The 25734-nt window shown below is 50.7% G+C and carries 23 protein-coding genes; 12 read left to right on the top strand and 11 right to left on the bottom strand.

Annotated elements, in window-relative coordinates; all coding sequences use genetic code 11:
• Positions 1-17: 17 nt before the first annotated feature.
• Entirely contained in the window at positions 18-989 is a 972-nt protein-coding gene (locus tag A7975_RS26095; protein ID WP_053373575.1) for a phosphate/phosphite/phosphonate ABC transporter substrate-binding protein, read from the bottom strand.
• 183 nt (positions 990-1172) lie between these two features.
• Here A7975_RS26095 and A7975_RS26090 point away from each other — a divergent pair, with 183 nt between their 5' ends.
• Positions 1173-2765, top strand: coding sequence for a bifunctional metallophosphatase/5'-nucleotidase (locus tag A7975_RS26090; RefSeq protein ID WP_065387067.1), 1593 nt, complete (start codon positions 1173-1175; stop codon positions 2763-2765).
• Between the two features lie 228 nt (positions 2766-2993).
• On the opposite strand, the gene A7975_RS26085 is transcribed toward A7975_RS26090, so the two are convergent.
• Complete coding sequence (locus tag A7975_RS26085) at positions 2994-4931, bottom strand: acyltransferase family protein (RefSeq protein WP_065387066.1); 1938 nt, start codon at positions 4929-4931, stop codon at positions 2994-2996.
• 367 nt (positions 4932-5298) lie between these two features.
• Here A7975_RS26085 and A7975_RS26075 point away from each other — a divergent pair, with 367 nt between their 5' ends.
• Positions 5299-6543, top strand: a complete 1245-nt coding sequence (locus tag A7975_RS26075) for a TolB-like translocation protein (protein ID WP_082198467.1) — start codon at positions 5299-5301, stop codon at positions 6541-6543.
• Between the two features lie 77 nt (positions 6544-6620).
• On the opposite strand, the gene A7975_RS26070 is transcribed toward A7975_RS26075, so the two are convergent.
• The 3 genes from A7975_RS26070 to A7975_RS26060 all read right to left on the bottom strand — a co-directional run bounded on the left by A7975_RS26070 (position 6621) and on the right by A7975_RS26060 (position 9721).
• The gene (locus A7975_RS26070; protein WP_082198484.1) at positions 6621-7589 is read right to left on the bottom strand and encodes an MraY family glycosyltransferase; all 969 of its coding nucleotides are present in this window, start codon (positions 7587-7589) and stop codon (positions 6621-6623) included.
• A 108-nt stretch (positions 7590-7697) separates the two neighbouring features.
• Positions 7698-8228, bottom strand: a complete 531-nt coding sequence (locus A7975_RS26065; protein ID WP_065387064.1) for a type III secretion system chaperone family protein — start codon at positions 8226-8228, stop codon at positions 7698-7700.
• A 20-nt stretch (positions 8229-8248) separates the two neighbouring features.
• A complete protein-coding gene (locus tag A7975_RS26060; RefSeq protein ID WP_053373581.1) occupies positions 8249-9721 on the bottom strand; it encodes a hypothetical protein in 1473 nt (490 codons plus the stop codon).
• A 311-nt stretch (positions 9722-10032) separates the two neighbouring features.
• Here A7975_RS26060 and A7975_RS26055 point away from each other — a divergent pair, with 311 nt between their 5' ends.
• From A7975_RS26055 to A7975_RS26040, 4 genes are all read left to right on the top strand, one after another.
• A complete protein-coding gene (locus A7975_RS26055; RefSeq protein WP_065387063.1) occupies positions 10033-10938 on the top strand; it encodes an NAD(P)/FAD-dependent oxidoreductase in 906 nt (301 codons plus the stop codon).
• 198 nt (positions 10939-11136) lie between these two features.
• Positions 11137-11946 carry a GNAT family N-acetyltransferase gene (locus A7975_RS26050; RefSeq protein WP_053373583.1) on the top strand — a complete coding sequence of 270 codons (810 nt, stop codon included), beginning with the start codon at positions 11137-11139 and terminating at the stop codon, positions 11944-11946.
• Between the two features lie 50 nt (positions 11947-11996).
• Complete coding sequence (locus tag A7975_RS26045; protein ID WP_369688962.1) at positions 11997-12914, top strand: helix-turn-helix transcriptional regulator; 918 nt, start codon at positions 11997-11999, stop codon at positions 12912-12914.
• Between the two features lie 65 nt (positions 12915-12979).
• Complete coding sequence (locus A7975_RS26040; protein ID WP_053373585.1) at positions 12980-13462, top strand: GyrI-like domain-containing protein; 483 nt, start codon at positions 12980-12982, stop codon at positions 13460-13462.
• A gap of 101 nt (positions 13463-13563) precedes the next feature.
• Here the strand turns inward: A7975_RS26040 and A7975_RS26035 are convergent, their stop codons facing one another.
• The 5 genes from A7975_RS26035 to A7975_RS26015 form a co-directional block, all read right to left on the bottom strand.
• A complete protein-coding gene (locus A7975_RS26035) occupies positions 13564-14331 on the bottom strand; it encodes a DeoR/GlpR family DNA-binding transcription regulator (RefSeq protein WP_065387061.1) in 768 nt (255 codons plus the stop codon).
• 175 nt (positions 14332-14506) lie between these two features.
• Complete coding sequence (locus A7975_RS26030) at positions 14507-15073, bottom strand: beta-class carbonic anhydrase (protein ID WP_053373587.1); 567 nt, start codon at positions 15071-15073, stop codon at positions 14507-14509.
• 77 nt (positions 15074-15150) lie between these two features.
• Complete coding sequence (locus A7975_RS26025) at positions 15151-17301, bottom strand: YhgE/Pip domain-containing protein (protein ID WP_065387060.1); 2151 nt, start codon at positions 17299-17301, stop codon at positions 15151-15153.
• Positions 17302-17484: 183 nt separating this feature from the next.
• The gene (locus tag A7975_RS26020; RefSeq protein ID WP_065387059.1) at positions 17485-18501 is read right to left on the bottom strand and encodes an LLM class flavin-dependent oxidoreductase; all 1017 of its coding nucleotides are present in this window, start codon (positions 18499-18501) and stop codon (positions 17485-17487) included.
• Between the two features lie 152 nt (positions 18502-18653).
• On the bottom strand, positions 18654-19373 hold the full coding sequence (locus A7975_RS26015) for a 3-ketoacyl-ACP reductase (RefSeq protein ID WP_065387058.1): 720 nt from the start codon (positions 19371-19373) through the stop codon (positions 18654-18656).
• A 179-nt stretch (positions 19374-19552) separates the two neighbouring features.
• On the opposite strand from A7975_RS26015, the gene A7975_RS26010 reads away from it, so the two are divergent.
• From A7975_RS26010 to A7975_RS25995, 5 genes are all read left to right on the top strand, one after another.
• Complete coding sequence (locus A7975_RS26010; protein ID WP_053373591.1) at positions 19553-19888, top strand: winged helix-turn-helix transcriptional regulator; 336 nt, start codon at positions 19553-19555, stop codon at positions 19886-19888.
• Positions 19889-20016: 128 nt separating this feature from the next.
• Positions 20017-20649: a 3-hexulose-6-phosphate synthase gene (gene hxlA / locus A7975_RS26005; protein WP_053373592.1), complete on the top strand. Its 633-nt coding sequence runs from the start codon at positions 20017-20019 to the stop codon at positions 20647-20649.
• Between the two features lie 5 nt (positions 20650-20654).
• A complete protein-coding gene (hxlB, locus tag A7975_RS26000; protein ID WP_065387187.1) occupies positions 20655-21212 on the top strand; it encodes a 6-phospho-3-hexuloisomerase in 558 nt (185 codons plus the stop codon).
• Positions 21213-21236: 24 nt separating this feature from the next.
• Positions 21237-21389, top strand: coding sequence for a hypothetical protein (locus A7975_RS34330; protein WP_157265706.1), 153 nt, complete (start codon positions 21237-21239; stop codon positions 21387-21389).
• A 218-nt stretch (positions 21390-21607) separates the two neighbouring features.
• The gene (locus A7975_RS25995; RefSeq protein ID WP_231637348.1) at positions 21608-22366 is read left to right on the top strand and encodes an HAD family hydrolase; all 759 of its coding nucleotides are present in this window, start codon (positions 21608-21610) and stop codon (positions 22364-22366) included.
• Between the two features lie 141 nt (positions 22367-22507).
• Here the strand turns inward: A7975_RS25995 and A7975_RS25990 are convergent, their stop codons facing one another.
• On the bottom strand, positions 22508-24208 hold the full coding sequence (locus A7975_RS25990; RefSeq protein WP_065387057.1) for a PucR family transcriptional regulator: 1701 nt from the start codon (positions 24206-24208) through the stop codon (positions 22508-22510).
• 257 nt (positions 24209-24465) lie between these two features.
• Between A7975_RS25990 and A7975_RS25985 the strand changes: the two genes are divergently transcribed.
• Positions 24466-25707, top strand: a complete 1242-nt coding sequence (locus A7975_RS25985; RefSeq protein ID WP_065387056.1) for an amidohydrolase family protein — start codon at positions 24466-24468, stop codon at positions 25705-25707.
• Positions 25708-25734 lie beyond the last annotated feature (27 nt).

Raw genomic sequence — 25734 nt, 5'->3', positions numbered from 1 at the left:
GGATAGAAAGGGAACGACTATTCCGTCTTAACTTTCTCGCCATATTCACGAACGATGTTGAAGATGCTGTCTTCGGATTTCACGTAACCTTGGTGCGAGTAGATGTCAAAAATGATTTTGCGGCTAGCTTCGTCGTTGCCAAGCGCAATGAAGGCATCCTGAATTTTTGCAACCCATTCTGCGTTCATGTCGGAACGAACAGTAATCGTGTCGTTTGGAATATTCTCGGTATACGTCAATACGCGTGTATCGTCAAACACAGTCGGGAAATCCTTCGACACGAGCGTACGAGCGTCTTGGAAAATAGCAGCTGCATCGACGTCGCCGTTCAATACGGCTATAACGCCTTGGTCATGGCCTTTTACAGTAACAGCCGTTACATCTTTAAGCGGATCGATACCGGCCTCGATCAATTTGCCTGCCGGCCATACGAAACCTGCGGATGAAGTCACGTTTTGGTAAGCGATTTTTTTGCCTTTCAAATCCTCAATCGATTTAATAGGGGAATCTTTTTTCACGATAATCATCGATTTGTAGAAATCAACGAGCTGGTCTGTCGGAGCGCCCGTATCGTCTTGAACGCCAAAGCGCTGCGCTTGAAGAATAACTTCAGCCGCGCCCTTGTCCTTAGCGAGTACATAAGCAGTTGGAGGAAGGAAGCCCACGTCTACTTTTTTGGAAGCCATCGCTTCGATAATCGTGTTGTAGTCGGTGGAGATGCTTACTTCTACAGGGATGCCAAGCTTATCGGAGAGCAGCTGCTCAAGCGGCTTTGCCTTTGCTTCAAGCGTATCTGCATTTTGTGAAGGGACGAATTGCACGGTCAGCTTCTCTGGCACATAACCCTCTGCCTGCTCCGTTGCAGCCGGAGCGTTGGTAGCAGCGTTGTTTGTCGCCGCAGCTTCATTGTTTGTTTTGTTAGCGCCACAGGCACTCAGCAAGGATACGGACAATAGTAACGGAAAAACAAACTTAGCGATTTTTTTCAAACAATAACCCTCCAAATATTCTAATTTAAGGTACTTGGTTAACTATACGGACGGTTTATTATCAGACCGTAAAATAGGGAATAAGCTTTTGTAAAAGTGGGAGTAATTGGTCTATTTTTATTGGATGAGCTGTTAAAATAGAGGGATTAACGGAATATAACGGAAGTTGGAGGTATTTATTGAATGAAAATAAATGAAAAATTCCTATGTGAAATTATGGTGACAAGCGATATACACGGACATATTCAGCCCGTCGATTACCGCACGCGCGAGGAGCGGCATACGGGGCTTGCCAAAATAGCAACACTAGTGAAAGCGGCAAGGCAGCAAGCGCCGGAGCTGCTGCTCGTCGATAATGGGGATTTGCTGCAGGGGACGCCATTTTCCTATTTCTCAGCAACGGCGGGCAAGGAGCAGCTGAATCCTGCCATTGCGGTGCTGAACGAGCTGAATTACGATGCGGCGGTGCTCGGCAATCATGAGTTCAATTATGGATTGGAGCTGCTACGCAAAGCGGTGAGCGATTCAAGCTTCCCATGGCTGTCGGCAGGCATTGTTGACAGCGGGACGAATAAGCCTGCATTCGGCAAGCCATACGTGATAAAGACATTGAATCCGGGCATTAAAGTAGCGCTGCTCGGCGTTACGACCCACTACATCCCCAATTGGGAAAACCCTGCTCATATTAACGGGTTAACCTTCCATGATGCGCTGGATACGGTGAAGGAGTGGGCCGCGCATATTCGCAAGGAAGAAAAACCGGATCTGCTCGTCGTCGCTTATCACGGCGGCTTCGAACGCGATCTGGCAACCGGCGAGCCAGCGGAGAAGCTTACCGGGGAGAATCAGGGCTACGCCATATGTACGGAATTGGAAGGAATAGACGTGCTTATTACCGGGCATCAGCATCGTTTTATCGCAAGCGAGCTTGGCGGCGTAACGGTCATTCAACCGGGCAGCAACGGACAAGCTGTAGGCAAAATCAGCATTACGTTCGAGAGAGGGCAGAGCGGCTGGGTCATTGCCGAGAAGAAGGCGGCGCTGCTGCGAATAGATGAAACCATAGCCGCTGACTCCGGCATTCTGGCACTGACGCAGGAAGTGGAGGAGAGGACACAGAACTGGCTTGATCAGCCAATCGGGCAAGTGTCCGGCGATATGACCATATCGAATCCGCTGCTCTGCCGCAGCGCCGACCATCCGTTTATCGAATTCATGAATAAGGTGCAGATGGATGCGGCTGGCGTAGATGTCTCAAATGCGGCTCTGCTGAACAACGAGTCGGAAGGCTTCAGCGGGGAGGTGACGATGCGGGATATTTTGACCAACTTTATGTATCCGAACACGCTGGCCGTGCTAAGGCTTAGCGGAGCGGATATTAGGGCAGCGCTTGAGCTGACGGCGGCTTATTTCCAAGTGAACGAGGATGGCAAATTAGACGTCAATCCTGCTTACATGGAACCGAAGCCGCAGCATTATAACTACGATATGTGGGAAGGCATCGAATACGAGTTGAACGCGGCGAAGCCTATTGGGGAGCGGGTTACGAAGCTGCTGCGGAATGGGCAGCCTGTGCTGGATGACGAGCTGCTGGATGTCGTCATGAACAATTACCGTGCAGCCGGCGGAGGAGATTACGAGATGTATCAAGGCAAGCAGGCCGTACGCGAGGTTCAGATCGACATGGCGGAGCTGGCCGCCCAGTATTTGCAGAAGCATGGCGTGGTTGAGGCAACTTGCAACGACAACTGGCGGGTTGTTATTGACGCTCAATAAAAAAACGGAAGTCGATATTACCTGGTATAGGCGGCTGAATTATCTAGGTTATTAGGCTGAATTCAATGCCGGGTATCGGCGGATTGGATTAGAGAGGACCCCATTTCGATGCGCGGACAGATGAGCGATGCAGTCAGGCTGCTTGGCAAATCGTGTTGCAAAAAAGAGTGCTTTGGAGACGCCGGGGTCTCGGAAGCACTCTTTTTTATGTCTATTCGATTGGTTGGATTAAATGGCTTCCGCCAACATATTCGCATAAAACTCCGCGCCGTGGCGCTTGAGGTGGACGCCGTCCGCATAGAAGAAATCTTTTTTTCCTTTGCTTGCCGTATACCAATCGACTAGCGTTACATTGTCTGCATTATCGGCAGTTTCAGCCAGCATTTTGTTAACGGAATCCTGCCATTTGCGAGGAACGCGTGTATTCACCATCAGAATCTCGCGATCTGGACCGATAGCGTCAAGAAGCTTGCTCAGCTGTTTGGTTGTAAACGAGCCGTTCGTTCCAAGCTCAATAATGACCGTGGCGCCAAGCTTGTTGTTTTTTTTCAATTCTTCAATGACATCTGCGGCATGGGAGAACTGCCTTCCTATTTTACCGTCGATAACGATGCCGGGCAGCAGCTTTTCTAAGTAGGGGCCAGCATCCAAAATAACGGAGTCGCCGATAGCCGTTACGCTATCTTGGTCGATGGAAACAGCGGGCGTTTCTTCGGGTTTAGGCGTGGGCTCGGGTTTGGGCGTCCCGTTGTCTTTAGAGCCATTGTTTGCTGGCTTGTCGGCATTCGTATGGTTCCCGTTCGTGCTGCCCGTTACGGCTTTATCCGGCTGCGGCGTCGCTTCCGGCTTACTAATTACAGGCGGGGATGTTGCTTCAACGGAAGTGTCCGGCTTCTCAGTGGCAGAGCTTGATGTGTTGCTGCTGCTGTTTCCGCTTGCCGATTGTAAATCGGCGCTGCTTGCGCAGGATACGCTGGATACGATAATTACGATCATCGCGAAATAGGCGGATGATTTTTTGAAACTAGGCGTGTAGATTCTGCTGGGCATTTGCAGTTTAAGCCATGCGAGTAGTTTCCCAATTGCTCCGTGCCGAATCGGCTCTTCAACAAAGCGCCAGGACAGCTCGGCAAGAACAAGCGTCAAAATAACTTGAATCAGTGCGCGTACCGGATTAAAATCTCCGCTCTCGGCAGTTGGCGTAGTCAATACGATGATTGGATAATGATACAAGTAAATGCCATAGGAGCGAACGCCAATCCATGTAAGTGCCTTGCTGCCGATGATGCGGGACAGCCTGCTTGCGGGGTGGGCAAGCACGGCGACGACCGCAGCGGTTGCGATAGCGAGCAGCACCATTCCGCCGCGATAGAGGAAGGAATCATATTCGCCTACTCTGCCGATCATGAGCAAAATAAGGATGAACCCTATTGTGCCAACCGTATCCAGAGTAAGGCGGCTCCGGGAGGATAGTGATTCGCTTAGCTTCCAACTCGGCCAGACGATCGCAAGCGCGGCCCCGATGAGAAGGGCGAATGCTCGGGTGTCCGTACCATAATACACGCGGCTTGGGTCTGTTCCCGGTTCATATAGGAGCGCCATTAAGCCTGCTGACACGGCAGCCGCCGCCAGAGTCCATAATGCGAGCTGTCCGCGTTTTGGGACAAAACGAATGACGGCTAAGAGCAGCAAAGGCCAGAGCAGATAAAATTGCTCCTCGACCGCGAGCGACCACAAATGGCCGAATGGCGAGGCAGGGCCAAAGCTCTCAAAATAGGAGACCTCATGAAAAATAAGCCACCAATTGCTTATATAGAGCAACGCCGATCCGATATCCCCTTTGAGAGCAAAGAGGCGGGCGGAATCGCTCATCCAAAGCCATAAGGAAACGACTGCAATCATGATGAACATAGCAGGAAGCAGCCGCCTGGCGCGGCGGATAAAAAACGTTTTTAAGTCGAGTGTTTTTTTCTGGCCAAGCTGCTTTAGTAAAATATCCGTGATGAGATATCCAGAGAGGACGAAGAACATGCTCACGCCAAGCAAACCGCCGGGCACCCAGTCTAAATTCAAATGATAGGCGATGACGGCAAGGACGGCAATCGCACGCAAGCCATCAAGTCCTGGCATATAACGGCTGCTGCTGCTGCCAATTGGCTTAGGCACGGCGATGTCCTCCTTCATGTATTGGGCTAAGGGATTTTGCGGCAAGGTTGCTTTGACGAAGATGGTGAGACAAGCGATGGTTAGCGACGATACGGATGGTAAAAATGATGTTCAGCCCCTCTGGATGTTAAATCGTTGTATAAGCAATTATAGGGCGCAGTCTTTAAAAATTCGTAACAGAACAGTTACAATCCGGTATCAAACCGGAAACAACAGAAACGAAAAGTTACAAGCTCGGATGGAGTATGTATAAACGGCTAAAGGGAACTGTAACCATAGAGAGAAAAGAGGCGTCAGACGCAGCTGCTTGAGCCTGAATTTGTGTTCACGCGGCAGGTCCATTCGCAAACTTTGGAGGAGATCTTTGATGAAAATAAAGCTTCTTAGTGTCATGCTGACCGTTATCCTTATCGGGATGATGGGAGCTTCAGGAGCTGCTCTGGCGGCGAAGCGGGATAGCTCGCTAAAGGCGGCTTTTGTTCGCAAAGGCGAACTTTGGCTTAAGGAAGGCAATCAAGAGAAGAAGCTGGTTAACGGACCTCTTGTTCTTCATCCAAAATGGTCATTTAACGGAAAGTGGCTTGCTTTTACAAAAGGGGAAGCAGGGCAAGAGCTTTGGGTGCTGGAGCTGCGTTCTGGCCGAAGCAGCCTTGTATCGGCGGAGGGCGGGAGAAATTTTCAATGGGCGCCGAATGCGGAGAGACTTGCCTATCAAACGAAGGAGCTGCTGCAATATGTCGATGCGAAAAAGCCGGACAAGCCGCTGGGTGCCGCCAAAGGAATCGGAAATTACTCATGGCTGCCGGATGGCAAGGGATTTTTTGCTTCTTCGCAATCGGAGCTGATGCCAGACGGCTGGACGCCAATCAGCCTTTTGCAAATACCGCTTGCCGGATTGTCCGATCCGAGCAAGTATGTGACCGTACACGTGCTGCCGAGTCCATCGGATGATTTTTTTGCGGTGGATACCAGCGTATTCAAATGGTCGGCGGATGGACGATGGATCGCCTTTCTGGCGAAGCCAACCGCTTCCTTATCGGCCGATAGCAACACGCTTTGCGTCATTACAACGGATGGTGTTGTTTTTCGAACGTTAGACGAAATGGTCAGCAACGAGCAGTGGTTTGAATGGGCGTCGAGCGGCGACCGGCTGGCGTATATTGCCGGTGTCGGGCGCGAGGCGACGAGCAACAAGCAGCTTAAAGTGATTGCAGTAACATCGGAAAAATCGGCCCAGTACACCCCAAAAGGTTATGTAGATCAAGCATTTGCATGGCAAGGCTTGCAGCATATCGTCGTGTCGAGAGCAGAAGAGTCTAAGCAGGACGCGGGCCAATCAGCGCCAGCCAACCCTTATTTGATGAGGGTGGAGCTGGAGAGCGGGAAACAAACGGCCATAACAAGACCCTCCGGCAAGCACGGCGAATACAATCCTGTTGCGCTAAAGTCGAAGCTGGCATGGGTGGAAAGTGACCCATCAACAGCCAGCGTTATCGTAGCAGATGCGAACGGACATCATGCGGCGGAATGGATTAAAGGCATCGACATCGCAGACTCCTACTATGGGCAGTGGCGTTGGGGCGAGGTGCTGGCGTTTTATGGGAGGGATTAATGTGCTGTAAACACGTATAGGCGCTTACAGCCATCCCAAAATAAAAAAGAACCGAGACACAAGTCTCGGTTCAACATTTAAATCTGTACAAGCAGCAATATGATCGACGATAAACATAAGCATGTGCTGATCAAGCAAAGGAACATGACGACTTGCTTATGGCTGAGCCCGGCACGCAGGAGTCGATAATGCGCCTGGCTGGCATCGGCCTGATAGATCGCTTTGCCCTGCAGCATTCTTCTCACGACAACAAACAAGTTATCGAAGATCGGTACGCCCAGCGCGAGGATCGGAATGAATAATGACATGACCGTAGCTTGCTTGAATGCGCCATCCAGCGCAATAACGGCCAGAATGAACCCAAGGAAAGTTGCTCCGGCGTCGCCCATGAAAATTTTGGCGGGAGGCTTGTTGTATCGCAAGTAAGCAATCGTTACGCCGACCAAAATAATAGCCATAATGGCGGAGTTGGATTGTCCTTTCGCTATGGCAACAACGAACAGCGTAACCGCAGAGATAGCGGAAAGAGCGCCAGCGAGCCCGTCCATGCCATCGGTAAAGTTAATGACCGTCGTAACGCCAAAAATCCACAAAATCGTAAGTGAAAATTGCAAAATGACCGGAAGCACGACATACTCGCCCGAGAACGGGTTGTAAAATCCGGTAAATGCTATGCCGGAGGCGTACACAAGAACCGCTGCGGATATTTGCACGATAAACTTAGGAAGCGACGGGAAGTCTTTGCCCTTCGTCTTATACCAATCATCGATCGTGCCAATGATGAGCAGCAAAACACCGCCTGCGAATATAGCGCCGGTCTGTAGAGAAAAGTCTTGTGTCACAAGCAAATAAGTCAGGAAAAATCCGATGAAAATAACATAGCTTGCCGTTAGCGGAATCGGCTCTCGATGGAGCTTGCGCTCGACGTCCTTGCGAGGCTTGTCCACAAAATCAAGACGGAAAGCCAGCCTGCCGAACGGCGGAATTAAGAAATAAACGATAGCAAAGGACAATAGTAAAGAAAACGCGTATAAAATAGTTGTCACCACCGATACGTAATGGACGAACAACAAAATTATACAGTTCGAGAAGAAAAATGTCGATTAGGAGAAACTCATGTGAGAAGATATTAATTTTTTGCCTTGAATGTACCTTTATAGCGGCAGCGTCTCCAGCATCTCACCGGCAGATGCTTTACCGGAAGCCACTTTCATAAATGCCTCCAAATAGAGATGAAGAAAATGGAGAATAAGCCCATTTTGCGTATCGATCGTTTTAACGTTTGCCGCATCCTCGTTTGCCAGCAGCAGAAGCGAGTTGTGCTTGTAATAGACGACACCTGTGTCCTCGAATAGTCCAAAAGCGCCAAGCGGCAGCGTCGTGTTCAGCTTAGCCGTCAAGCGAAGCAGCTCGCCGTGGTAAAGAGGGGAAACGTCCTCGGCAATCGTGGCGAAGGCTTGCAAGATACATATGCCAGCAGCTTCGGCATCCTCCATATTCGGCAAAAAGCAGAGCTCAAGCTGAATGTCTCTTTCTTCCTCGCCGATACCGTCAAACAGAACAATAAGCGAGCGGAACGGATCTTCATCAGTAGGCTCCGCCCACCCGGTTTGAAACCCTTCGGCCTTGTAGTCGGTCTCTAGTAGATTAAGCAATCGATTCGGACCAGCTGAAAAATTCGTCATAGTTACCTCTCCTTATGCTGCTAAGTATGAAGCTTCTTCGCGATGAGCTCGACCTTTGGCGTCTTCTTCTTCGGATCTGGCTTTAATCCGATGTTCGTAATTAACGTAACGTATTGCGGATCTGATTCTAGCACGCCTTTTTTGTAAATCGTATGCGCCAGATCGGTAATGATTTGGCTGTAGCATTGACCGACGGAATTGAAGCCGTTTTGCTGAAGCAGAGAACTTCGGATGACGGACTTATCCGGCTTAGCTTGCGGATCGGCCGCTTGCAGCTCGGCAACCTTCTTATCGACTCCTAGGAAGCGATCAACGATTTCCTCTTTGCGAGCGCGTTTCTTGTAAAATTTATAAATGGCAGCAATACCGCCGATCGCACCGGCAACACCAAGCAGAAGCCAGCCGACAGGAGTTGCCGCGCTTGCAAGCAGAAGCCCGCCGCCGACGATCATAGCCGCGCCTTTAAGCGCAGTAGCCGCGCTCTTTTTGCGATTTATATCTTGGGTGCTTGCACCTATATTGGCTGCGAGATTGAGTTTTTCGTCTTTGCCGGCCGTCTGCTTCTCAAGCTCTTGGAGATTATTTCTTTGTTTCGTATGTTTATATGTTCCGGCAACGCCGCCGGCTAAGTAGGCTGCACCGCCGACAACGCCGGCTGCGCCAGCTGCCGCAGTTGCTGCCGTACTCACCGCAGCGCCCATAAACTTTTGCGTATTGACGACGCTGGTTGCCCCGAAGCGTGCCAAGTCGGCAAGACCGCCGCCGCCCTCGACTGCGATGTTCTGGGCTTTGTCATGCGTGCTTAGCGCTTCTTCATGATTCTGGGTCGCGTTATAGATTTGCATGCCGGCCGTTACGCCGCTCAGCATCGCCGATGCTGGTCCGAGATCAGTGACGGCTCCGAGGGCGCCCGTATTCGATGCGCTAGCTAAGCCTTGGACTTCCCCGACACTTGTTGCTGCAGCGCTGGAGGCTCCTATCGAAGCAGCCGCGCCAGTCGTAGCATAGGTCGCATAATCACGATCCGTATCTGCGTTGTAATCCTTCGGTTTTTGCCCTTTGACCGTACGTACGATGGTAGAGAACTTGTCCCAGTCCACGCTTCGTCCCGTAAAGCCGGTAATATGCTTTTTGGCTTTGCTTAAGGATGGAGGCCCGTTGCCGCCGGCGAATAAGTTGGTCGCAATCTTCTGTTCCATGACACTGAGTCCTTCAAAAAAGCTGAACAAATCCGATTTCTTGTCCTTTGATGCTTCCGCCTTCAGCCAGCTGACAATCGCCTGTGAGCCGCCTGCCGCAGGTGCCTCGCCGCCTGCCAGCTGTTTGACGCTCGCTTGTGCAGCGCGGTTTCCTGCCGTTCGCTGCAGCTGCAGCACATTCGAGGGTGCGGCTGCGTTTGGCGACTTTTCTGCCGTAATTGAAGGCTGACCAGGTGTTGATTTAATGGATTCGCGGGAAGACGACTGCTTCTTCTGTAATGGACTATTCGCCAAGGGAATTCCTCCTATGATAACAAGCCTGTCTTTGCAAAAAAAAGTCACTGCTTTCAAGTTGTCCGAGCCTATCCGTAGTCCTTTTATCTTAGCATGACTTGTCATTATGTACTATAAAAATGGTTCAAAATACCTTTTTTTCGACAATATTTTTACATGAATGAGCAAGTTCCGAGGAAAGTGGAGCTAATGGCTAATCTAGTGGCATTCAATATCCAATGTATGAATAAGGATAAGCAATCATTTTATTAACCAGAAGAGAGATCGGCAAGCGAAATTACATATCCGAAATATAGAGGAGTGACACAGAGATGTGGATGGATACAGCCATAATTGGCGGCGGGCCGGCGGGCTTAAATGCCGCGCTCGTGCTTGGCAGGTCACGGAGGACCGTTATTTTGTTCGATCATAACAGGCCTAGAAACGCAGTGACGCATGAGTCGCACGGGTTCATTACGCGTGACGGCGTAGAGCCGCGCGAATTTCGCAGGCTTGCCCATGCGGATATTGCGAAGTACCCGTCGGTGACCATTAAGCCAGACAAGGTGACAGAGGTATCGGCTAATCCTGCGGGTTTTCAACTGACGACGAGCAACGGCGTTATGTACCAAGCGCGCACCATTATTTTGGCGACTGGGCTGAAGGAAGTTTTGCCGACGGTGCCGGGCATCCATCATTATTATGGAAAAAGCCTGTTCAGCTGCCCTTATTGCGACGGATGGGAGCTGCGGGATAAGCCGTTGATCGTCATTTCAGAGGGCTCCAATCTCTTTCATTTGGCTAAAATCGTCTACAACTGGAGCAAGGACTTGCTTCTATGCTCGAATGGAGCGAATAACCTAAACGCGGAGCAACTCGGCAAGCTGCGGCAAAAGGGCATTCAAGTAAGCGCGCACCGGATTAAAGAGCTTCATGGCGAGAACGGACTGCTTAGCCGTGTTGTTTTTGAAAATAACACCGAAGCAAGGCGTATGGGCGGCTTCGTTTCTCCGTCTTGGGATCAGGCGGCTTCCTTCGGTGAAAGGCTGGGCTGCGCGGTGACACCGGATGGCGGGTTTGTCACAGATGACTATGGCCGAACAAGCGTCAGAGGCGTATATGCTGCCGGCGATACCTCCATAATTGCTCCTGCGCAGGTTGTTGTTGCCGCCGGAGAGGGCAGCAAAGCGGCAATCGGCGCCAATACGGACATGACACAGCAGGATTTTGGATTTTAGTTGCACTATGCTCCGCCTGCATGGCATATTTGTACAAATGGCCACCTAGTCGAGGTGGTTTTTTGCTACAGGGAGAATGAGTGGTTTGAGCTTGGTTGTTACAGCGGTTCGCTTTGTGGGTATTGGTGATGGACGAAAATATTCAGACTGTTCTACAATCCGTAGAGTGCTCTACCCATTGGTAGGAGGAGAGATCATATGTTGGAGAAGCTGCATGCTGATGATTATGTTTTAAACCAGTATCCGTTTATGCGAGATGAGCTGCAATATAATTTGATTCATTTGATTTCCGCGATTGAAGGAGCAACCAGCTTAAAAACACCTGACGGCCGCATGCTGTTTGCAGGTTCGCCAGGACACAATGCTTGGCTGTGGCTGTCGGATGACATTGCCGATGAACATCAGACAAAGCTGATGAAGGAGCTTATCGCTTATTACGAAGGAACCGATATGCCCGGCATTTGCGGAGCACCGCCTACGGCCGAGCTGTTCGCGAAGCTTTATGCGGAAGCGAATCAGCTGGAGTATCATGCGTATATGCTGATGGAGGCTTACTCGTGCCCAAAGGTGATTAAACCCCTCAAGGTTAAGGGGAAAATGATACAAGCTACCCGGCAGCATTTGGAGCTTGTCGCCGAATTTTTGGCGGGATTCTCCGAGGATGCTTACGGCGCAGCGGTTATACCTGCAAGCCAGCTACCGGCAGCAGAGGGTATGATCATGAGAGGCAATTTATATTTTTGGACCGTTGACGAGCTTCCGGTATCGATGGCGAACATCGCCCACCGCTCTCCCCGGCACGGAAGGATTAATGCCGTTTACACGCCGCAGGTGCTGCGGAAAAACGGATATGCCAGCGCGATTGTAGCTGGTCTTTGCTCGATTTTGGAGGAAGAGAACCGGGAGGCGATGCTGTACGCAGACACCAAAAATCCAGCCTCTAACAAGGTATACAAAAATGTAGGCTTCGTAGAGAGTGGACCCATTGCCGAAATTCGTTTTCGGTAGAAAGCTCGCGGAAAGTAGGAAACCATCTGAAAATCGATCGTTTATTAGCGATGACCGTACTGCTGCTTAATCGAGGACGTATTAGTGCGAAGGAGCTGGCTGACCGCTTTGAGGTGTCGACCAAAACCATCTATCGCGACATGGATACGTTAAGCCAAGCGGGCGTGCCTATTCTAGCTCACCAAGGTACAACCGGCGGGTTCGAGATTATGGAGCAGTACACGATATCGCGTCAATATTTATCATTAGAAGAAATCTCGTCGATCATAGCGGCTGTGAAGGGGATAGGGACGGCCGTTGATGATGCCGCGTACGCGAACCTCCATGAGAAGGTCAAAACGCTGCTTCATCAATCGGAGAAGCACCAGGAAGGCGTCCGTGGGGACAGTTTGGTCTTCGATCTCAACCCGTGGGGCCAGGGGCCGGAGGCACGCCAAAAGGTTAATTTGTTTAAGGAAGCCATCGATGAAACCCGGAAGGCTCGGTTTAGCTATGTCAATATGAACGGATCCGAGACCGAGAGAGAGGTTGAGCCTTATGCGCTGCTTTTAAAGGGAAACGTGTGGTATTTGCAGGCTTATTGCTTGCTTCGCGAGCAGTTTCGCGTATTTCGGATGTCACGCGTGCAGCAGCTTCAATCGTTAGCGGATTCGTTCGAGCGCCGCCAAGTGCCGTCATTAGATGGTTATGCTTGGGATTTGGACTGGTCGAAAAACACCGCCGATACCGAGGTAACGCTAGTTTTCCGCCCGCAGGTTCGTCATCGCGTCGGTGATTCGTTCCATTCTGATCAAGTGACGGTTTTGGACGATGGGTCCTTGCGCGTCAAAGGAAAGTTAACGGTGGATGAATGGTTTTTTGGCATGCTTCTGAGCTATGGCGACCAAGTGAAGATCGAGCAGCCGTCCTATATTGCCGAGCAGTTGGTTAGGCGCGCCAAAAATATAATCGGCCGTTATGAGAACTAGGACAGACAGCTGTCCAGTTTCCCCAAGTACAATAAGAGCATAACCAAGGAAATGGGGAACGACAGATGAACACGGATCTAGTTACAAAGCCGGCAATTTCTCTCATTGGGGTTGCTGTGCGTACGACAAATGCCGAGGAAGCGGGACCTAACGGACGTTTGGGCGCGCTGTGGAACACCTATTTCGCTAGCGGAATCGCCGAGCAGACACAGGTGAGCAACAGCCATTTGATATACGCGCTATATACCGATTACGAGAGCGATGCTAGCGGTGCTTACACCGTAGTTATTGGTCATGAGCGAGTAGATGCCCAGGCGGCGGTACCGAGCGGCTTAGAGCAGGCGGCGATTCCTGAAGCTCAATATATGGTTTTTAAAACGAAGAGGGGCCCCGTATTCGAGGTTGTGCTGCAAGCATGGAGAGAGATTTGGGCTTACTTCGAGACTTCGCCGATCAAACGAGCCTACACAGGCGATTTTGAGCTGTATGATGGCCGGGATTTTAATCCAGCCGACGCAGAGGTCGACATCTATATCGCGGTAAAATAATACGTACGGTGGCGGCTGCCACGCAAGGCTTAGTCGAGCTTTGCGTGACTGCCGTTTTTTTTATGATGGGGAAATCTTTTAACTGACGGCAATGGCGTCATTTACCCATCAGTATTAGCTATAAGCACCTTAACCCCTTTGCTTTCTATCGCTTCAATCGCTTCGATATTGGCTTCGTTATCGGTAATGAGCAGGTCGATATCGGTTACAGCGCCCGATCTGGCAAAAAAATCGACGCCAAGCTTCTCATGAGGGGCTAGGCATATCGTTTTTCTGGAGATCGCCATTGCCGTGCGGATAAGGGAAGCCACCTCAGGAGTCGTGGTGCTTATGCCGTTTTGCGAAATGCCGCCTCCTGTAGCAAAACAGAGGTCAAGTGTGAATTGTTTTAAAAACTCGTTAGCAAGCGTGTCCGTTACATTACCTGATGGCTTGATCTTACCGCCGAGAAGATAGACGTCAATCGTATCACTTTCCTTTAGAGCATCCGCAATCGTAATGGAGTTAGTCACCACCGTGAAAGGGAAGCTGGGCAAATAGGAAAGCATGCCGAAGTGTATGCCGGCGCTGCCGATGAAGACGGTATTCGCTTCCTTAATAAAGGATGCGGCCACTTTCGATATAGCGTTCTGGTGCGGCGCTCCGCCTTGATAACGCAAGCTTGGCGGAAGCGGGGCTTGCCTAACATTTACAGCCGGAATAGCTCCGCCGTGCGTACGCTTGAGCAGCCCTTTCTCCTCCATGATAGATAAGTCCCGTCTAATGGAGTCAATGGATAAATCAAATTGATCAGCCAGCTCCTTGGCAAGCACGCGTCCGTCCTTTTCAAGCAGCTCCAAAATTTTGTCGCGTCTTTCGTCAGAGAACATATTGATCGCCTCCACATTCATCTTATCATCGATGATACTTCTAGTTTATTCCGTTTTATTCCGTTTTGTCAAACTATAAACTTCATGTTTGTTCTTTTATATTCATTTTATAGCGTTTTTTCAAGCGATTCAAATAAAAAAAGCACTCCAACCAAAGTTGAAGTGCTTCCTATAACTATTCCTCGCGGTAATCCTGAACGAGAATCTCCAGCTCGCCCGTCACCGGGTCGATGATTAAGCCGTGAACCGGAATATCCTTTGGAAATAGCGGATGCTTCCGAATGAGCTTCACGCTGTGCATGACGCCTTCTTCGGCGCTTGAGAATCCACGCAAAAACTTCTCCATCCCTATGCCTGAGTTTTCGAGTGTCTCAAGTACGAGCGGGTCGATGCCATGATCAGCGAATTTGCTGACCATGCCAGCTGTATCAAGATTGGTCATGCCGCAGCCGTGATGCCCGATGACAAGCACCTCGCGCGCGCCAAGCTCATAGACGGCAACGAGAATGCTGCGCATCGCGCTTCCGAACGGTTGAGTCAGGATGGCGCCGGCATTTTTAATGAATTTGGCATCGCCATTCTTTAAATTAAGCGCTTTGGGCAGCAGCTCGACGAGCCGCGTATCCATGCAGGTAAGAATGGCTACCTTTTTATCGGGAAATTTGTCGGTTAGATAGGCTTCATATTGTTTCTCTTCTACAAATTGCTTATTAAATTCCAACATGCGGGGAACGATGGACATATAATTTCCTCCTATCGAGTTTGCTATATCTATTTATTTTATTATTCATAGAAACAGCTGACTAGTCAAATATTCTTCTAGTGAATTAATCCGCTTTCCTTCGCTTTCTCGACCATTTTGACAGAATAACGGTTAATCCATTTTTTCAGCGCAAGCCCCAGAAGCAGCGCCACGCCGGCGAAGATCGCAAGAGCGACCAGATCTCTGGCAACGATGTCCCATAAAATACCGCCAACAGCTTCCCGCATCATACTAATCGCATACGTGAACGGCAGGAAGGGATGAATCGCTTGGAAAAACGGCGGCGTCACTTGAATAGGGAAGGTACCGCCCGATCCAGCCAGCTGGAGCACGAGCAGGACGATTGCCATCGCCTTGCCGACATTGCCAAATATGGATACGAGCGTATACACAATAAGCATAAATACAGCGCTAAGAACGACGCCAAACAGCACAAACCACATTTTGTCGGCAACGAACGCCTTAAGCAAATAAATGTCGCCTAATGTCACGAGCAGCGACTGCACGATGGCAATCGTAAGGAAGGTGAGATAGCGGCCAAAGTAAATGTGATAGCTCCGGTACGTATTCTCCGGGCGATGAACGTCCACGGTAAGCAGCGAAACGAGCAGCAGCGCTCCAACCCATAAGGACAGCGTTGTGAAGAAGGGGGACATCGCCGACCCGTAATTAGGTATCGGGAACAGCCGGTTTTCCTTCAATACGACAGGCTCTGCAAAAAATGCGCCCTCGCGCTCGGCATCGTTTTTGAGCAAATCAACAAGCTCATTCAAGTTGCCTTCCTTCTCAAGGTCTCGGATACGCTTTGCAAAATCTTTAATCTTTCGCTCCGCGGCAGGCAGGTTTTTCTGGATTTTCGCCAGCTCCTTGCTGCCTAGCTCAAGCCCCTTCGCCGCATCATTTACTACCTGCACGGCGCTCGGAACCAGCTTGTTAGCCTCCGCTAAGACCGACTGCGCCTTTGCTGCCGCCTGCTTCGCTTTACCGGCTGCTTGCTTAATGCGCGGCAGTATTTCACTATCGTACCGGCTTAGCACATCGGTTAGAATCTGTGAGGTTTCCTTGGATAAGGTGCCCAGACGGTCAATAAGAGTCTGGGCAGGCTTCTCGCCTTTATCGATTGCCGACCGGATCTGCTGAACGAGCGCAAGCTGCTGTTTAAATCGGCTGTTCATCTGCTTCAGCCGGTCTATTGTAGACGTCAACAGCTTGCCATCAACCGTTTCGTTTAAACGCTCAAGCAGATTGATCATGCCTCCCGTAACCGAAACCGCGCTCGTTAACCGTTTCTCGGCAAGGGCGACGGCTGATTTCACTACCTCCGGATCAATCGAGCTGTCCTGCAAGATGCCAGTGAGCGCCCCAATCGAATTGGAGGTTTCAAGCAGCAGCTGCAAATCCTGCTTGATGAGCGGACCTGCGGTATCGAGCGTCGCTCCGCTTTGGTCAAAAAAATGACCAAGCTGCTTCGTAAATGCCTCGCCGTCCTTGGCAAGCTCGGCTGCTTTTGGCAGCTCTGTCTGTACGGTCGCGACGATTTTTTTCGATTTGTCGATATCGGTGGACGCAAGGGCTACGGCCTCGTTAATTTGCGGAATCAACGCTTCCAGCTTGAACACCGTATTGCGAACCTGCTCAATGGCAGGTTTATTAGCCTCCAGCTCTACGCCAATTTGATTGAAAATGCGAAAAATCGTTTCGTTGGCGGTTTTGACGAAGCTGGCACGAACCTCTTCAATAATGCCGCTCGCCCCTTTTTGGGCAATTTTTGGCGATACCGCATTGATCTTCTCGTTTACGGCATAGTCGAGCTCCGCTTGCTGCAGCTTGTCCGTCAGCACGGTTGCCATTTTTGCCGAGAAATCGGCGGGAATCGTGATGCTGGCATAATAGTCGCCATGTTTGACGCCCTCTATCGCCTTCTTCTCCTCAACGAAAACCCAGCCGATCTTTTTGTTTTCCTTCAATGAGGCTATAATTTCATCCCCGACATGAATAGGCGTACCGCGAAGCTCGGCGCCTTCATCATTGTTCGCGACGGCAATGGCGAGTGAGCCGGTCTGCCCGTACGGGTCCCAAGACGCTTTAATGTTAAACCACGCGTATAGGGAAGGTAGGAAGGCGAGCCCTAGAATGATGATGGCAGCTGCGCTGTTTCGAGAAATATTGCGAAGATCCTTGCTGTAAATGGCCCAGATATGTCCCATGTTCTCCCACTCCCAAAAAATGTTTTTCTTAGTATAGCTGAATAAGCGGAAATCTACACCACGGAATTGTTAAAGCAAGCGTAGAAATTCGGCTGGAGGGGGTGGGAAGCTGGAATGGGAATATAGAAAAAAGAAAGCAGCAGCAGTGCACGGTTTTTCCGTGAGCTGCTGCTTATTGTTTATTTACACCGAACGATTCTCGTTCACAATCTCAGCAAGCAGCTCGAAGGAGCGAAGACGTGCTGCGTGATCGTAGATTTGGCTGACGACGATGAGCTCGTCGGCTTCCGTTTGCTCAATGATGGAGCTTAGCTTCTCCTTGACGGTTGCTTTCGTGCCCGCAATCGTGAAGCTGAGCTGCTTTTGCACCATCAATTTCTCCTGCTCGTTCCACAGGCCGTCCATGCTGTCGACAGGCGGGTTCAGCTGTCCCATCCGTCCGCGGATAAGGTTCAGGAACGCTTGCTCCTGCGAGGTGGCAAGAAAGGCTGCGGCTTCATCCGTGTCCGCGACAATGACGTTTAGCCCAACCATGGCGTAAGGCTTGTCGAGCACGTCAGAGGGCTTGAAGTTATCGCGGTACAGCTTCAAAGCCGGGAGCAAGAAGTCCGGCGCAAAATGGCTCGCAAACGCAAACGGCAGGCCATGATGCCCGGCTAGCTGAGCGCTAAAGCCGCTTGATCCAAGCAGCCAGATCGGCACGTCCAAGCCTTCGCCCGGAACGGCTCTTGGCAGGACGCCGCGGGATTCTGCGCTTGGATTAAAGTAATGGCGAAGCTCGTTTAGCTGCTCAGGAAAATCCTCGCCGTTGCTGCCGAGTCCGCGCCGCAGCGCACGTGCCGCAACCTGGTCAGAGCCAGGCGCTCTTCCAAGGCCAAGATCGATCCGCCCCGGATACATGGACTCCAAAGTGCCGAATTGCTCGGCAATGACGAGCGGAGCGTGGTTTGGCAGCATAATGCCGCCTGAGCCGACGCGGATCTTCTCCGTGCCTGCGGCTACATAACCGATGACAACCGAGGTTGCGGAGCTGGCGATGCCGGGCATATTGTGGTGCTCCGCAAGCCAGAACCGATTGTAGCTCCATTTCTCGGCGTGCTGGGCAAGATCTAGCGTGTTGCGGAACGAGCTCGCAGGCGTACTGCCGGTAACGATTGGCGCAAGATCTAATATCGAAAAGGGAATGTTAGGAATAGACATAACGAATCATACCTCCTAAGGAAAGCGTAAACGAGAAGGTGCTCGTTTCGCGTTAATGGATTCACAGGGTAGCGCCGGCAAACCTAAAAAGACCGAGCCTAAACGTAAAACCCCAGCGCCAGCTAAGGGCGAGGGGCTGCGGATAATAGCGTTTATTGCGGGTTTGTTGTCCAGATGCCGGCTGTTTTGATGAATACGCGATCAGGCAGCTTGAGTGCTGCTAACACCAGCTCAGCCAAATCCTCCGCCTGCATCATCCGGTCTTCGTCGCCGATTTTGAGACCGGCATTGGAAGCAAGCTCGGTGTTCACTGTGCTTGGAGTCAAAGCGGTGACACGAATGTTCGATTTGCGAACCTCCTGCATCAGCGCCTCGGTCATGCCAATAACGGCGAACTTGGACGCACAGTACGCGGAGCCGGTTGCAAAACCGCGCTCGCCTGCGCTCGAAGCGATGTTGATGATGCTTCCGCTGCTTTGCTCAAGCATGGTTGGAAGCGCGGCGCGGGTCACATAATAAGTTCCCATGACATTCGTTTGAATGATTTGCTCCCACACATCCGGGTCCATATCGAGCAAGGTGCCGAATGTGCCGATTCCTGCATTGTTAATAAGAATATCAATAGAGCCTAAGCTTTCTTTCAGCGCCGCAATGGCCTGATCAACATCCGCTTTTACGGATACGTCAGCTTTTGCAATATAAACGTTAATGCTGTATTTGTTCGCAAGCTCAGCTTGCAAAGCTTCTAAATCGGAGCTTGTACGAGCGACCAATCCAAGGTTAACACCTTCTGAAGCAAGCGCGACGGCAATCGCTTTGCCGATCCCTTTTCCAGCACCGGTAATGATCGCTGATCTATTTTTTAATTCCAAACTAATCTCTCCTCTGCTTGAAGCTGTTTTCTTGATTCGTGTGATGCGACACAGGTATGATATCCTTTTATTAAGGTATCAAACCCATTATGTCTTATTATTATGCTACACCATACTTATAGCAAGTACCAACTTTTTAGTAAGATAGTATCATTTTTATACTAAAGGAGTCGTTTGTGTTGGGAGATCAGCATTTCAAAGAGACGGTAGAGCTTACCTTAAAGGTAATAGGCGGCAAATGGAAGCCGGTCATCCTTTGTCATTTAACCGAGGGAACGCATCGCTTTGGCGAGCTGAAACGGGAAATGCCGGCCATTACTCAAAAAATGCTCACGCAGCAGCTGCGCGAATTAGAGGATGACGCCATCATTGATCGGAAGGTTTATGTGCAGGTGCCTCCTAAAGTGGAATACTCGTTAACGGAGTACGGAGCAACGGTAAAGGATCTGCTTAACGTCATGTCAAAATGGGGCGAGCAGCATCAGGAAAGGTATGCGAAGCAGCATCCGGAATGATAAAAAAAGCTCCTCATAGTTCCCAAATGGGTACTACGTTACATCAAAGTGCGTACTATTCTTTTTGACTATGAGTGTCTAGAATAGGGGTTGTTAGTCAAACCAAGCCTATGAGGAGTGAACGATAAATGAAATTGCAATTAGCGTTAGACCTTGTTGATATTCCGGGAGCCATTGAAGTCGTGAAGCAAGTGGAGCCTTTTGTTGATGTAGTGGAAATTGGCACGCCGATCGTGATTAACGAAGGTTTGCATGCGGTTAAGGCGCTTAAGGAAGCTTTTCCTAACCTGACTGTCCTTGCGGATTTGAAAATCATGGATGCAGGCGGATATGAAGTTATGAAGGCTGCTGAAGCCGGCGCGGATATCGTGACGATCCTAGGCGTAGCAGAGGACGCGAGCATCAAGGGCGCTGTTGAAGAAGCCAAAAAACAAGGGAAACAAATTTTGGTCGATATGATTGCCGTAAAAAATCTAGCTGAGCGCGCTGCACAGGTTGATTCGTTTGGCGTTGATTACATCTGCGTGCATACAGGCTACGATCTTCAAGCGGAAGGACAAAACTCCTTCGAGGATCTTCGTACGATCAAAGCCGTTGTCAAAAATGCGAAGGTAGCCGTAGCTGGCGGGATCAAGCTAAGCACTTTGCCCGAGGTTATTGCTGTGGCGCCTGATCTAATTATCGTTGGCGGAGGCATTACCGGACAAGCGGACATCAAAGCAGCGGCATCTGAAATGCAGCAATTGATCAAGCAGGGTTAAGGATGATGCCAAGCAATCATACTTTGTCTGCAATATTGAATGAGCTAAATCAGGCAGCGGATCAGCTTTCGGAAGACCAGCTTGTGCAGTTGGCTGAATCGATCAGCTCGGCTGGACGCGTATTCGTGGCCGGGGCAGGACGCTCCGGGCTGATGATGCGGGCGTTCGCTATGCGGCTCATGCATCTGGGGCTCGACGTCTATGTCGTAGGCGAGACGGTTACCCGAAGCTTGCGCGAGGGTGATTTGCTCCTGATCGGCTCCGGTTCAGGCGAGACAAAGTCGCTTGTGCCGATGGCGGAGAAGGCTCGAAGCCTTGAAGCGAAGGTAGGCGCATTGACGCTCTCGCAAGCCTCGACAATCGGCGGGTTAGCGGATATCGTGGTGAAGCTGCCGGGAGCGCCAAAGGATCGGGCGGGCGAAGCGGCCACAACGATCCAGCCGATGGGCTCGCTGTTTGAGCAAATGCTGCTGCTTGTATGCGATGCTGTTATTTTGCGGCTAATGGAGAAGCAGGAGCTAAGCGGCAATGCGATGTATGGCAATCATGCGAATTTGGAATAATCGGTCATAGACGCTGAAGAGACGATGCCTGAGGTTGGTCAGAATGACCGCGGGCACGTCTCTTTTTTTCTGAGCGTGCTGGCTGGCGAGTTTGCAAGCGGCAATAAGGTGCTGCGGCTGCGCGATAAGGTGATTAGCCTTGTCGTGCAGTTTTTTTCTGTTATGGAGAAGGTTTAAATGGAGGCGACATAGAGGGAATAGAGCGATCATGTGGAGTTTGGCGCGCTGCGTTGCAGTTTGTGCAATAGAATCGTTCGCAGAGTTGGATTGGCTGCTGCACAAACGGCAACATAAAATGGCTGAGTTTTTTGCTGCGAATTGTTGTTGACCAAAATGACAATATTTGTGGTAATATCAGAGGAAAGTTTTTTTCGAGAGAACCGAAGAAAATCGATATGCATATTAATGCAATCGTTTGCATAAATGCTGGAGGAGGAAGCAATCTGTATCAATCTTATATTTTTGACTTATATGGAACGCTAGTTGATATCAAAACGGATGAGGAAAGTCCGCAGCTTTGGAAGAGCATGGCCTTATATTTTCGCTATAACGGGATGACGGTGTCGAAAAAAGCGCTGCAAGCGCTTATACTTAGCGAAGTCGAGCAGCATATGGCAGAAGGCCGCAAGTTTTGCGAGTTTCCCGACTTCGTGATGGAGGATGTGCTGGCTGATGTAGTCCGGAAGCTAAAGGGAAATGCCACTGAGGCATGGCTGCAAGAGGCGGTACGTTGGTTCCGCATATTGTCGATGCGCAAGCTGGCGCTGTATGACGGAACCATCGATGTTCTCACGGGTCTAAAAAACAAAGGCAAAAGCATCTACCTTCTATCCAATGGACAGAAAACGTTTATTGAGATGGAGCTGAACTCGCTCGGTATTTATGACTATTTTGACGGGATTGCCATATCATCGGTTGCCCGCGTAAGCAAGCCCGATCCTCTTTTCTATTCGTATTTATGCGAGCGGCACCATATTGATTTGTCGACGGCGCTTATGATTGGGAACGATCCCCGTACGGATATGGAAGGCGCGCGCCTTGTTGGCATCGACGGCTGTTACCTGCATACGGAAACTTCGCCAGCCAATATGGCTGTAGAAAGCAAATGGCGAATATGCGACGGCGACCTACGCAAGATTCCAGGCTGGCGATAATAGGGCACGCGGCGTTGCAGCAAGCACGGATAAGCAAACTGCAAAGTAAAAAGCTGAAATTAAAGCATCCAACCGCAAACGAACTTATTTGGCCTTAAAATACCGCGATAGGGGCGCCTAATCTTTCGGCGAAGCGGCATGCTATCTCCCCAAAAAGCCCGGCTCGCGGTGGCTGGAATCGCTTTTGCCCACTCGCAAGAGAGGCTCGATCGCAAAGGCGATGCGGAAGCGGAGGCTGGCAACGGGATCCTTGAGCTTTATGCACATCAGCTTCTCGCATTTGTCTAAACGGTAGATAACGGTATTGCGATGTACAAAAAGCTGCCTGGACGTCTCGACGAGCTGGCACTGGGTATCGTAATAAATATTCAGCGTGCGCATCAGCTCTTTTTGCTCGTTTTCATCCGCCCCAGAGAAGCATTGGAACGTTTCCTCGTAAAACTGCTTCAGCTCGTCATAAGGAATCATCCGGAACAGATAGCTGATATCCTTGGATTGATACGATTGAATAAACCTCGTTTTTTTCATTTGATAGCCGATTTGCAGCGCTTTGACCGCCTCGTTGTAGGAGAGCCCGATGTCGAGCACATTCGTAACGGGATTGCCGATGCCAAGCGAAATGCTGAGCTGGGATTGCTCGTGAAGCTGATCCGACATGGCGGCGAGCTGCTTCAAAAACGCGCTCTCTTCCCACTTGGGCTCTTGAATGAACAACAGCATGCCGAACAAATCATTTTTCGTAAACATGACAAAGTCTGCGCCGAGCTGCAGGAAATGGCGCTTAATCAGCTCATATTGCACATCTCGCTCGGAAATTAACCGCTCATCGGCAGATGCAGCGTTTTTTGTCATGCCTCCCGTTAAGCCTGTTTGCTCGTCCTTGCGCGCGGCTAATAGCAGCCATGTGCCCTGCGGCTTGAGGCCGTACTTTTTGCCGCGATGAAGCGCTTCGTGTTCGGAGCCAATAAAGCCATCGATCAAATCGGAGAAAAACTCGTTTTTATAGCGGCGTGACCGCTCCTTAACCGCCTGTCGCTTGGTCATCTCCATGCCAATAACATTGGAGGCCTGCTCGAGCGTTAAGCCATACTGGTTGGATGCCGCCTGCTTGGGCTGGAAGGCGATGAGATACCCCTCGTGCCGATAGGTGAATATGGGATACAGCTCGATATGGCGATATTTTCGAAGCGCTTCATCAAGCAAACAGAGCTGTGCCGGGGCTTGAATGGCGGGAATACCACGTAACACCGACTCCGCGGCAGAGATAAGCGATTGCATGCTTGGCTGCATGAAATGATGGGAGTGGGCGGTAACCTGCAGCTTGCTGCTTAACAGCAGTATGGGAGAGGACAGCAGCTGCGTAAGCGCGGTAATAATCTCCGGGATACCGTTACCTTTCATAATCATCGCCGAGAACTGCTTATGGATCGTTAGCGAGTACTGTAATTCATCGTTTCTGTTATCCAAAATAACGCTAGTCGAGCGCTGCAAAATTTCCCCGAGCGAATGCTCCACCGAAGAAATCTCGATAATCGGAAAATGAATCCGATTCGCTTCATCCATGACCTCCTGCGGAATGTCGAGCGCAAACCGTCTGGTTTTGACCGCCAGGCCCGAGCATTTGAGCTGATCCATCTTGGTCATAAGCTCAAGAAGCGCGCCGGGATTCTCCTTCATAAAATAGCCGTTCGTGAGCAGCAGCTCGCCTGGCCGCAAGAAATGAATGATGTCGGGAGCATCCATAATGTTAACGGTTTGAACGTTGCGCGATAAGCCGCTGTGGCCGGCAATAATTTGCGATTTGGCAAATATGGCGTTGGAAAGCAATTGCTCAAGCAGCATGGTTGTCCATCCTTTCAATCATTATGATGATATAAAAATTAACACCGATTAAAGCTGCTGTAAAGAGTATGCTGGACGAAAGATCCAAATGTAATAGTAACCTTTGGACTTATCGAACAATGACAGCGAGTCTGCGAGCAGTTATGATTTTTTCAAGGGAATCAATGTTAGATAACATCACATAAATGTGAGGGCGCACTGGATGATAGTTTCCGTCCTAAGCCGAATATCAAAATGCTTAATCAGAGGTGAGAGCAATGCTGGATTTACTCCTTACACAGGTACGGCTGCAAAAGGAAACAAGGCTCATGGACGTCGGCATACGGCAGGGGACGATCGTATACCTTGCGCCGAGCGGCGGCGAGCATTTGCCAGAAGCGCATAGGACCCAGCAAGGCAATGGGGGGATGCTGCTCCCGGGATTTGTAGAGCCGCATATTCATTTGGATAAGGCGTACCTGCTATCGCGGATGGAGCAGGAGGCGGCATCCTTGCAGGATGCGATCCGGATGACCGCCGATATGAAGCAAGGCTTCACCAAAGAGGATATGTCGGCGCGTTCCATGGCGGTCATACGCGAAGCGGTCCGCAGCGGGGTCACCCATATGCGCTGCCATGCGGAGGTTGATCCGATTTTGGGCTTATCCGCATTCGAGGCTGCCATTGAGCTGAAAGAGAAGGTGAAGCACGCGCTCGATTTGCAAATCGTCGTATTTCCACAGGAGGGCATCAGCAAAAGCGCTGGTACGGCCGAGCTCATGGAGGAGGCGATGCGGCTTGGCGGCGATGTCGTGGGCGGCATTACGTATCAGGACTTGGACTTATCCGCTCATTTGCAGTTCGTGTTCGATCTGGCGGACAAATACGGCAAGCCGATCGACTTCCACGCTGACTTCTCAGACAACCCCGAGCAGCTGGCGATCGCTGAGATTGCACGAAGAACGATCGCGGCAGGCATGCAAGGGCAAGTGTCGGCGGGGCATGTAACCTCGTTAGGTTCGCTCGAGCGTGGGCAAGCGGCTAAGGCAGCCGAGCTGATCAAGGAAGCCGATCTTCATATTATGAGCCTGCCGGCTACCGATTTGTTCATTAACGGCAGGGGCGATCAGGAGAAGCAGCGGCGAGGGCTTGCGCCGATCAGCTTGCTGCGGGAGAAAGGCGTGAACGTTGTCATCGGCGTCAACAACGTGCGCAACCCGTTTACGCCGTTTGGCAAAGCGGACCCGCTTGAGACGGCTTGGCTGCTTGCGGTTACCGCTTATATGGGAGGCGAAGCCGACGCTCGCCAATTGATAGAGATGCTGACGGATGGAGCGGCAAGAGCGCTAGGCATTCAGCATTACGGGCTGCAAATAGGGGCGCAAGCGGATATGGTGCTGTTCGCGGTAGCGTCCGAGCGCGACATTCTGCTGGATAAGCCAGAGCAGAGAACGGTATGGAAGCGTGGCGTTAAAGTAGCGGAGACGCATGTTGCGAGCAGCTTGCAAGGGCTTTTATAAAAGACCAAATAGAGGAGTGGGTTTTGA

This window comes from Bacillus sp. FJAT-26390 (assembly GCF_001682865.1).
Lineage (GTDB): Bacteria > Bacillota > Bacilli > Paenibacillales > Paenibacillaceae > Pristimantibacillus.
This window is presented reverse-complemented; position numbering and strand designations above follow the sequence as displayed.

What these genes read in the sequence shown, in the direction of transcription:
- A7975_RS25990 (WP_065387057.1), bottom strand. Translation starts at nt 24,208, where the DNA reads ATGCTGCTTGAGCAATTGCTTTCCAACGCCATATTTGCCAAATCGCAA.
- A7975_RS26045 (WP_369688962.1), top strand. Translation starts at nt 11,997, where the DNA reads ATGACCGTACTGCTGCTTAATCGAGGACGTATTAGTGCGAAGGAGCTG.
- A7975_RS26090 (WP_065387067.1), top strand. Translation starts at nt 1,173, where the DNA reads ATGAAAATAAATGAAAAATTCCTATGTGAAATTATGGTGACAAGCGAT.
- A7975_RS26055 (WP_065387063.1), top strand. Translation starts at nt 10,033, where the DNA reads ATGTGGATGGATACAGCCATAATTGGCGGCGGGCCGGCGGGCTTAAAT.
- A7975_RS26030 (WP_053373587.1), bottom strand. Translation starts at nt 15,073, where the DNA reads ATGTCCATCGTTCCCCGCATGTTGGAATTTAATAAGCAATTTGTAGAA.
- A7975_RS26020 (WP_065387059.1), bottom strand. Translation starts at nt 18,501, where the DNA reads ATGTCTATTCCTAACATTCCCTTTTCGATATTAGATCTTGCGCCAATC.
- hxlA (WP_053373592.1), top strand. Translation starts at nt 20,017, where the DNA reads ATGAAATTGCAATTAGCGTTAGACCTTGTTGATATTCCGGGAGCCATT.
- A7975_RS25985 (WP_065387056.1), top strand. Translation starts at nt 24,466, where the DNA reads ATGCTGGATTTACTCCTTACACAGGTACGGCTGCAAAAGGAAACAAGG.
- A7975_RS26050 (WP_053373583.1), top strand. Translation starts at nt 11,137, where the DNA reads ATGTTGGAGAAGCTGCATGCTGATGATTATGTTTTAAACCAGTATCCG.
- A7975_RS26040 (WP_053373585.1), top strand. Translation starts at nt 12,980, where the DNA reads ATGAACACGGATCTAGTTACAAAGCCGGCAATTTCTCTCATTGGGGTT.
- hxlB (WP_065387187.1), top strand. Translation starts at nt 20,655, where the DNA reads ATGCCAAGCAATCATACTTTGTCTGCAATATTGAATGAGCTAAATCAG.
- A7975_RS34330 (WP_157265706.1), top strand. Translation starts at nt 21,237, where the DNA reads ATGCCTGAGGTTGGTCAGAATGACCGCGGGCACGTCTCTTTTTTTCTG.
- A7975_RS26035 (WP_065387061.1), bottom strand. Translation starts at nt 14,331, where the DNA reads ATGTTCTCTGACGAAAGACGCGACAAAATTTTGGAGCTGCTTGAAAAG.
- A7975_RS26065 (WP_065387064.1), bottom strand. Translation starts at nt 8,228, where the DNA reads ATGACGAATTTTTCAGCTGGTCCGAATCGATTGCTTAATCTACTAGAG.
- A7975_RS26025 (WP_065387060.1), bottom strand. Translation starts at nt 17,301, where the DNA reads ATGGGACATATCTGGGCCATTTACAGCAAGGATCTTCGCAATATTTCT.
- A7975_RS26075 (WP_082198467.1), top strand. Translation starts at nt 5,299, where the DNA reads ATGAAAATAAAGCTTCTTAGTGTCATGCTGACCGTTATCCTTATCGGG.
- A7975_RS25995 (WP_231637348.1), top strand. Translation starts at nt 21,608, where the DNA reads ATGCATATTAATGCAATCGTTTGCATAAATGCTGGAGGAGGAAGCAAT.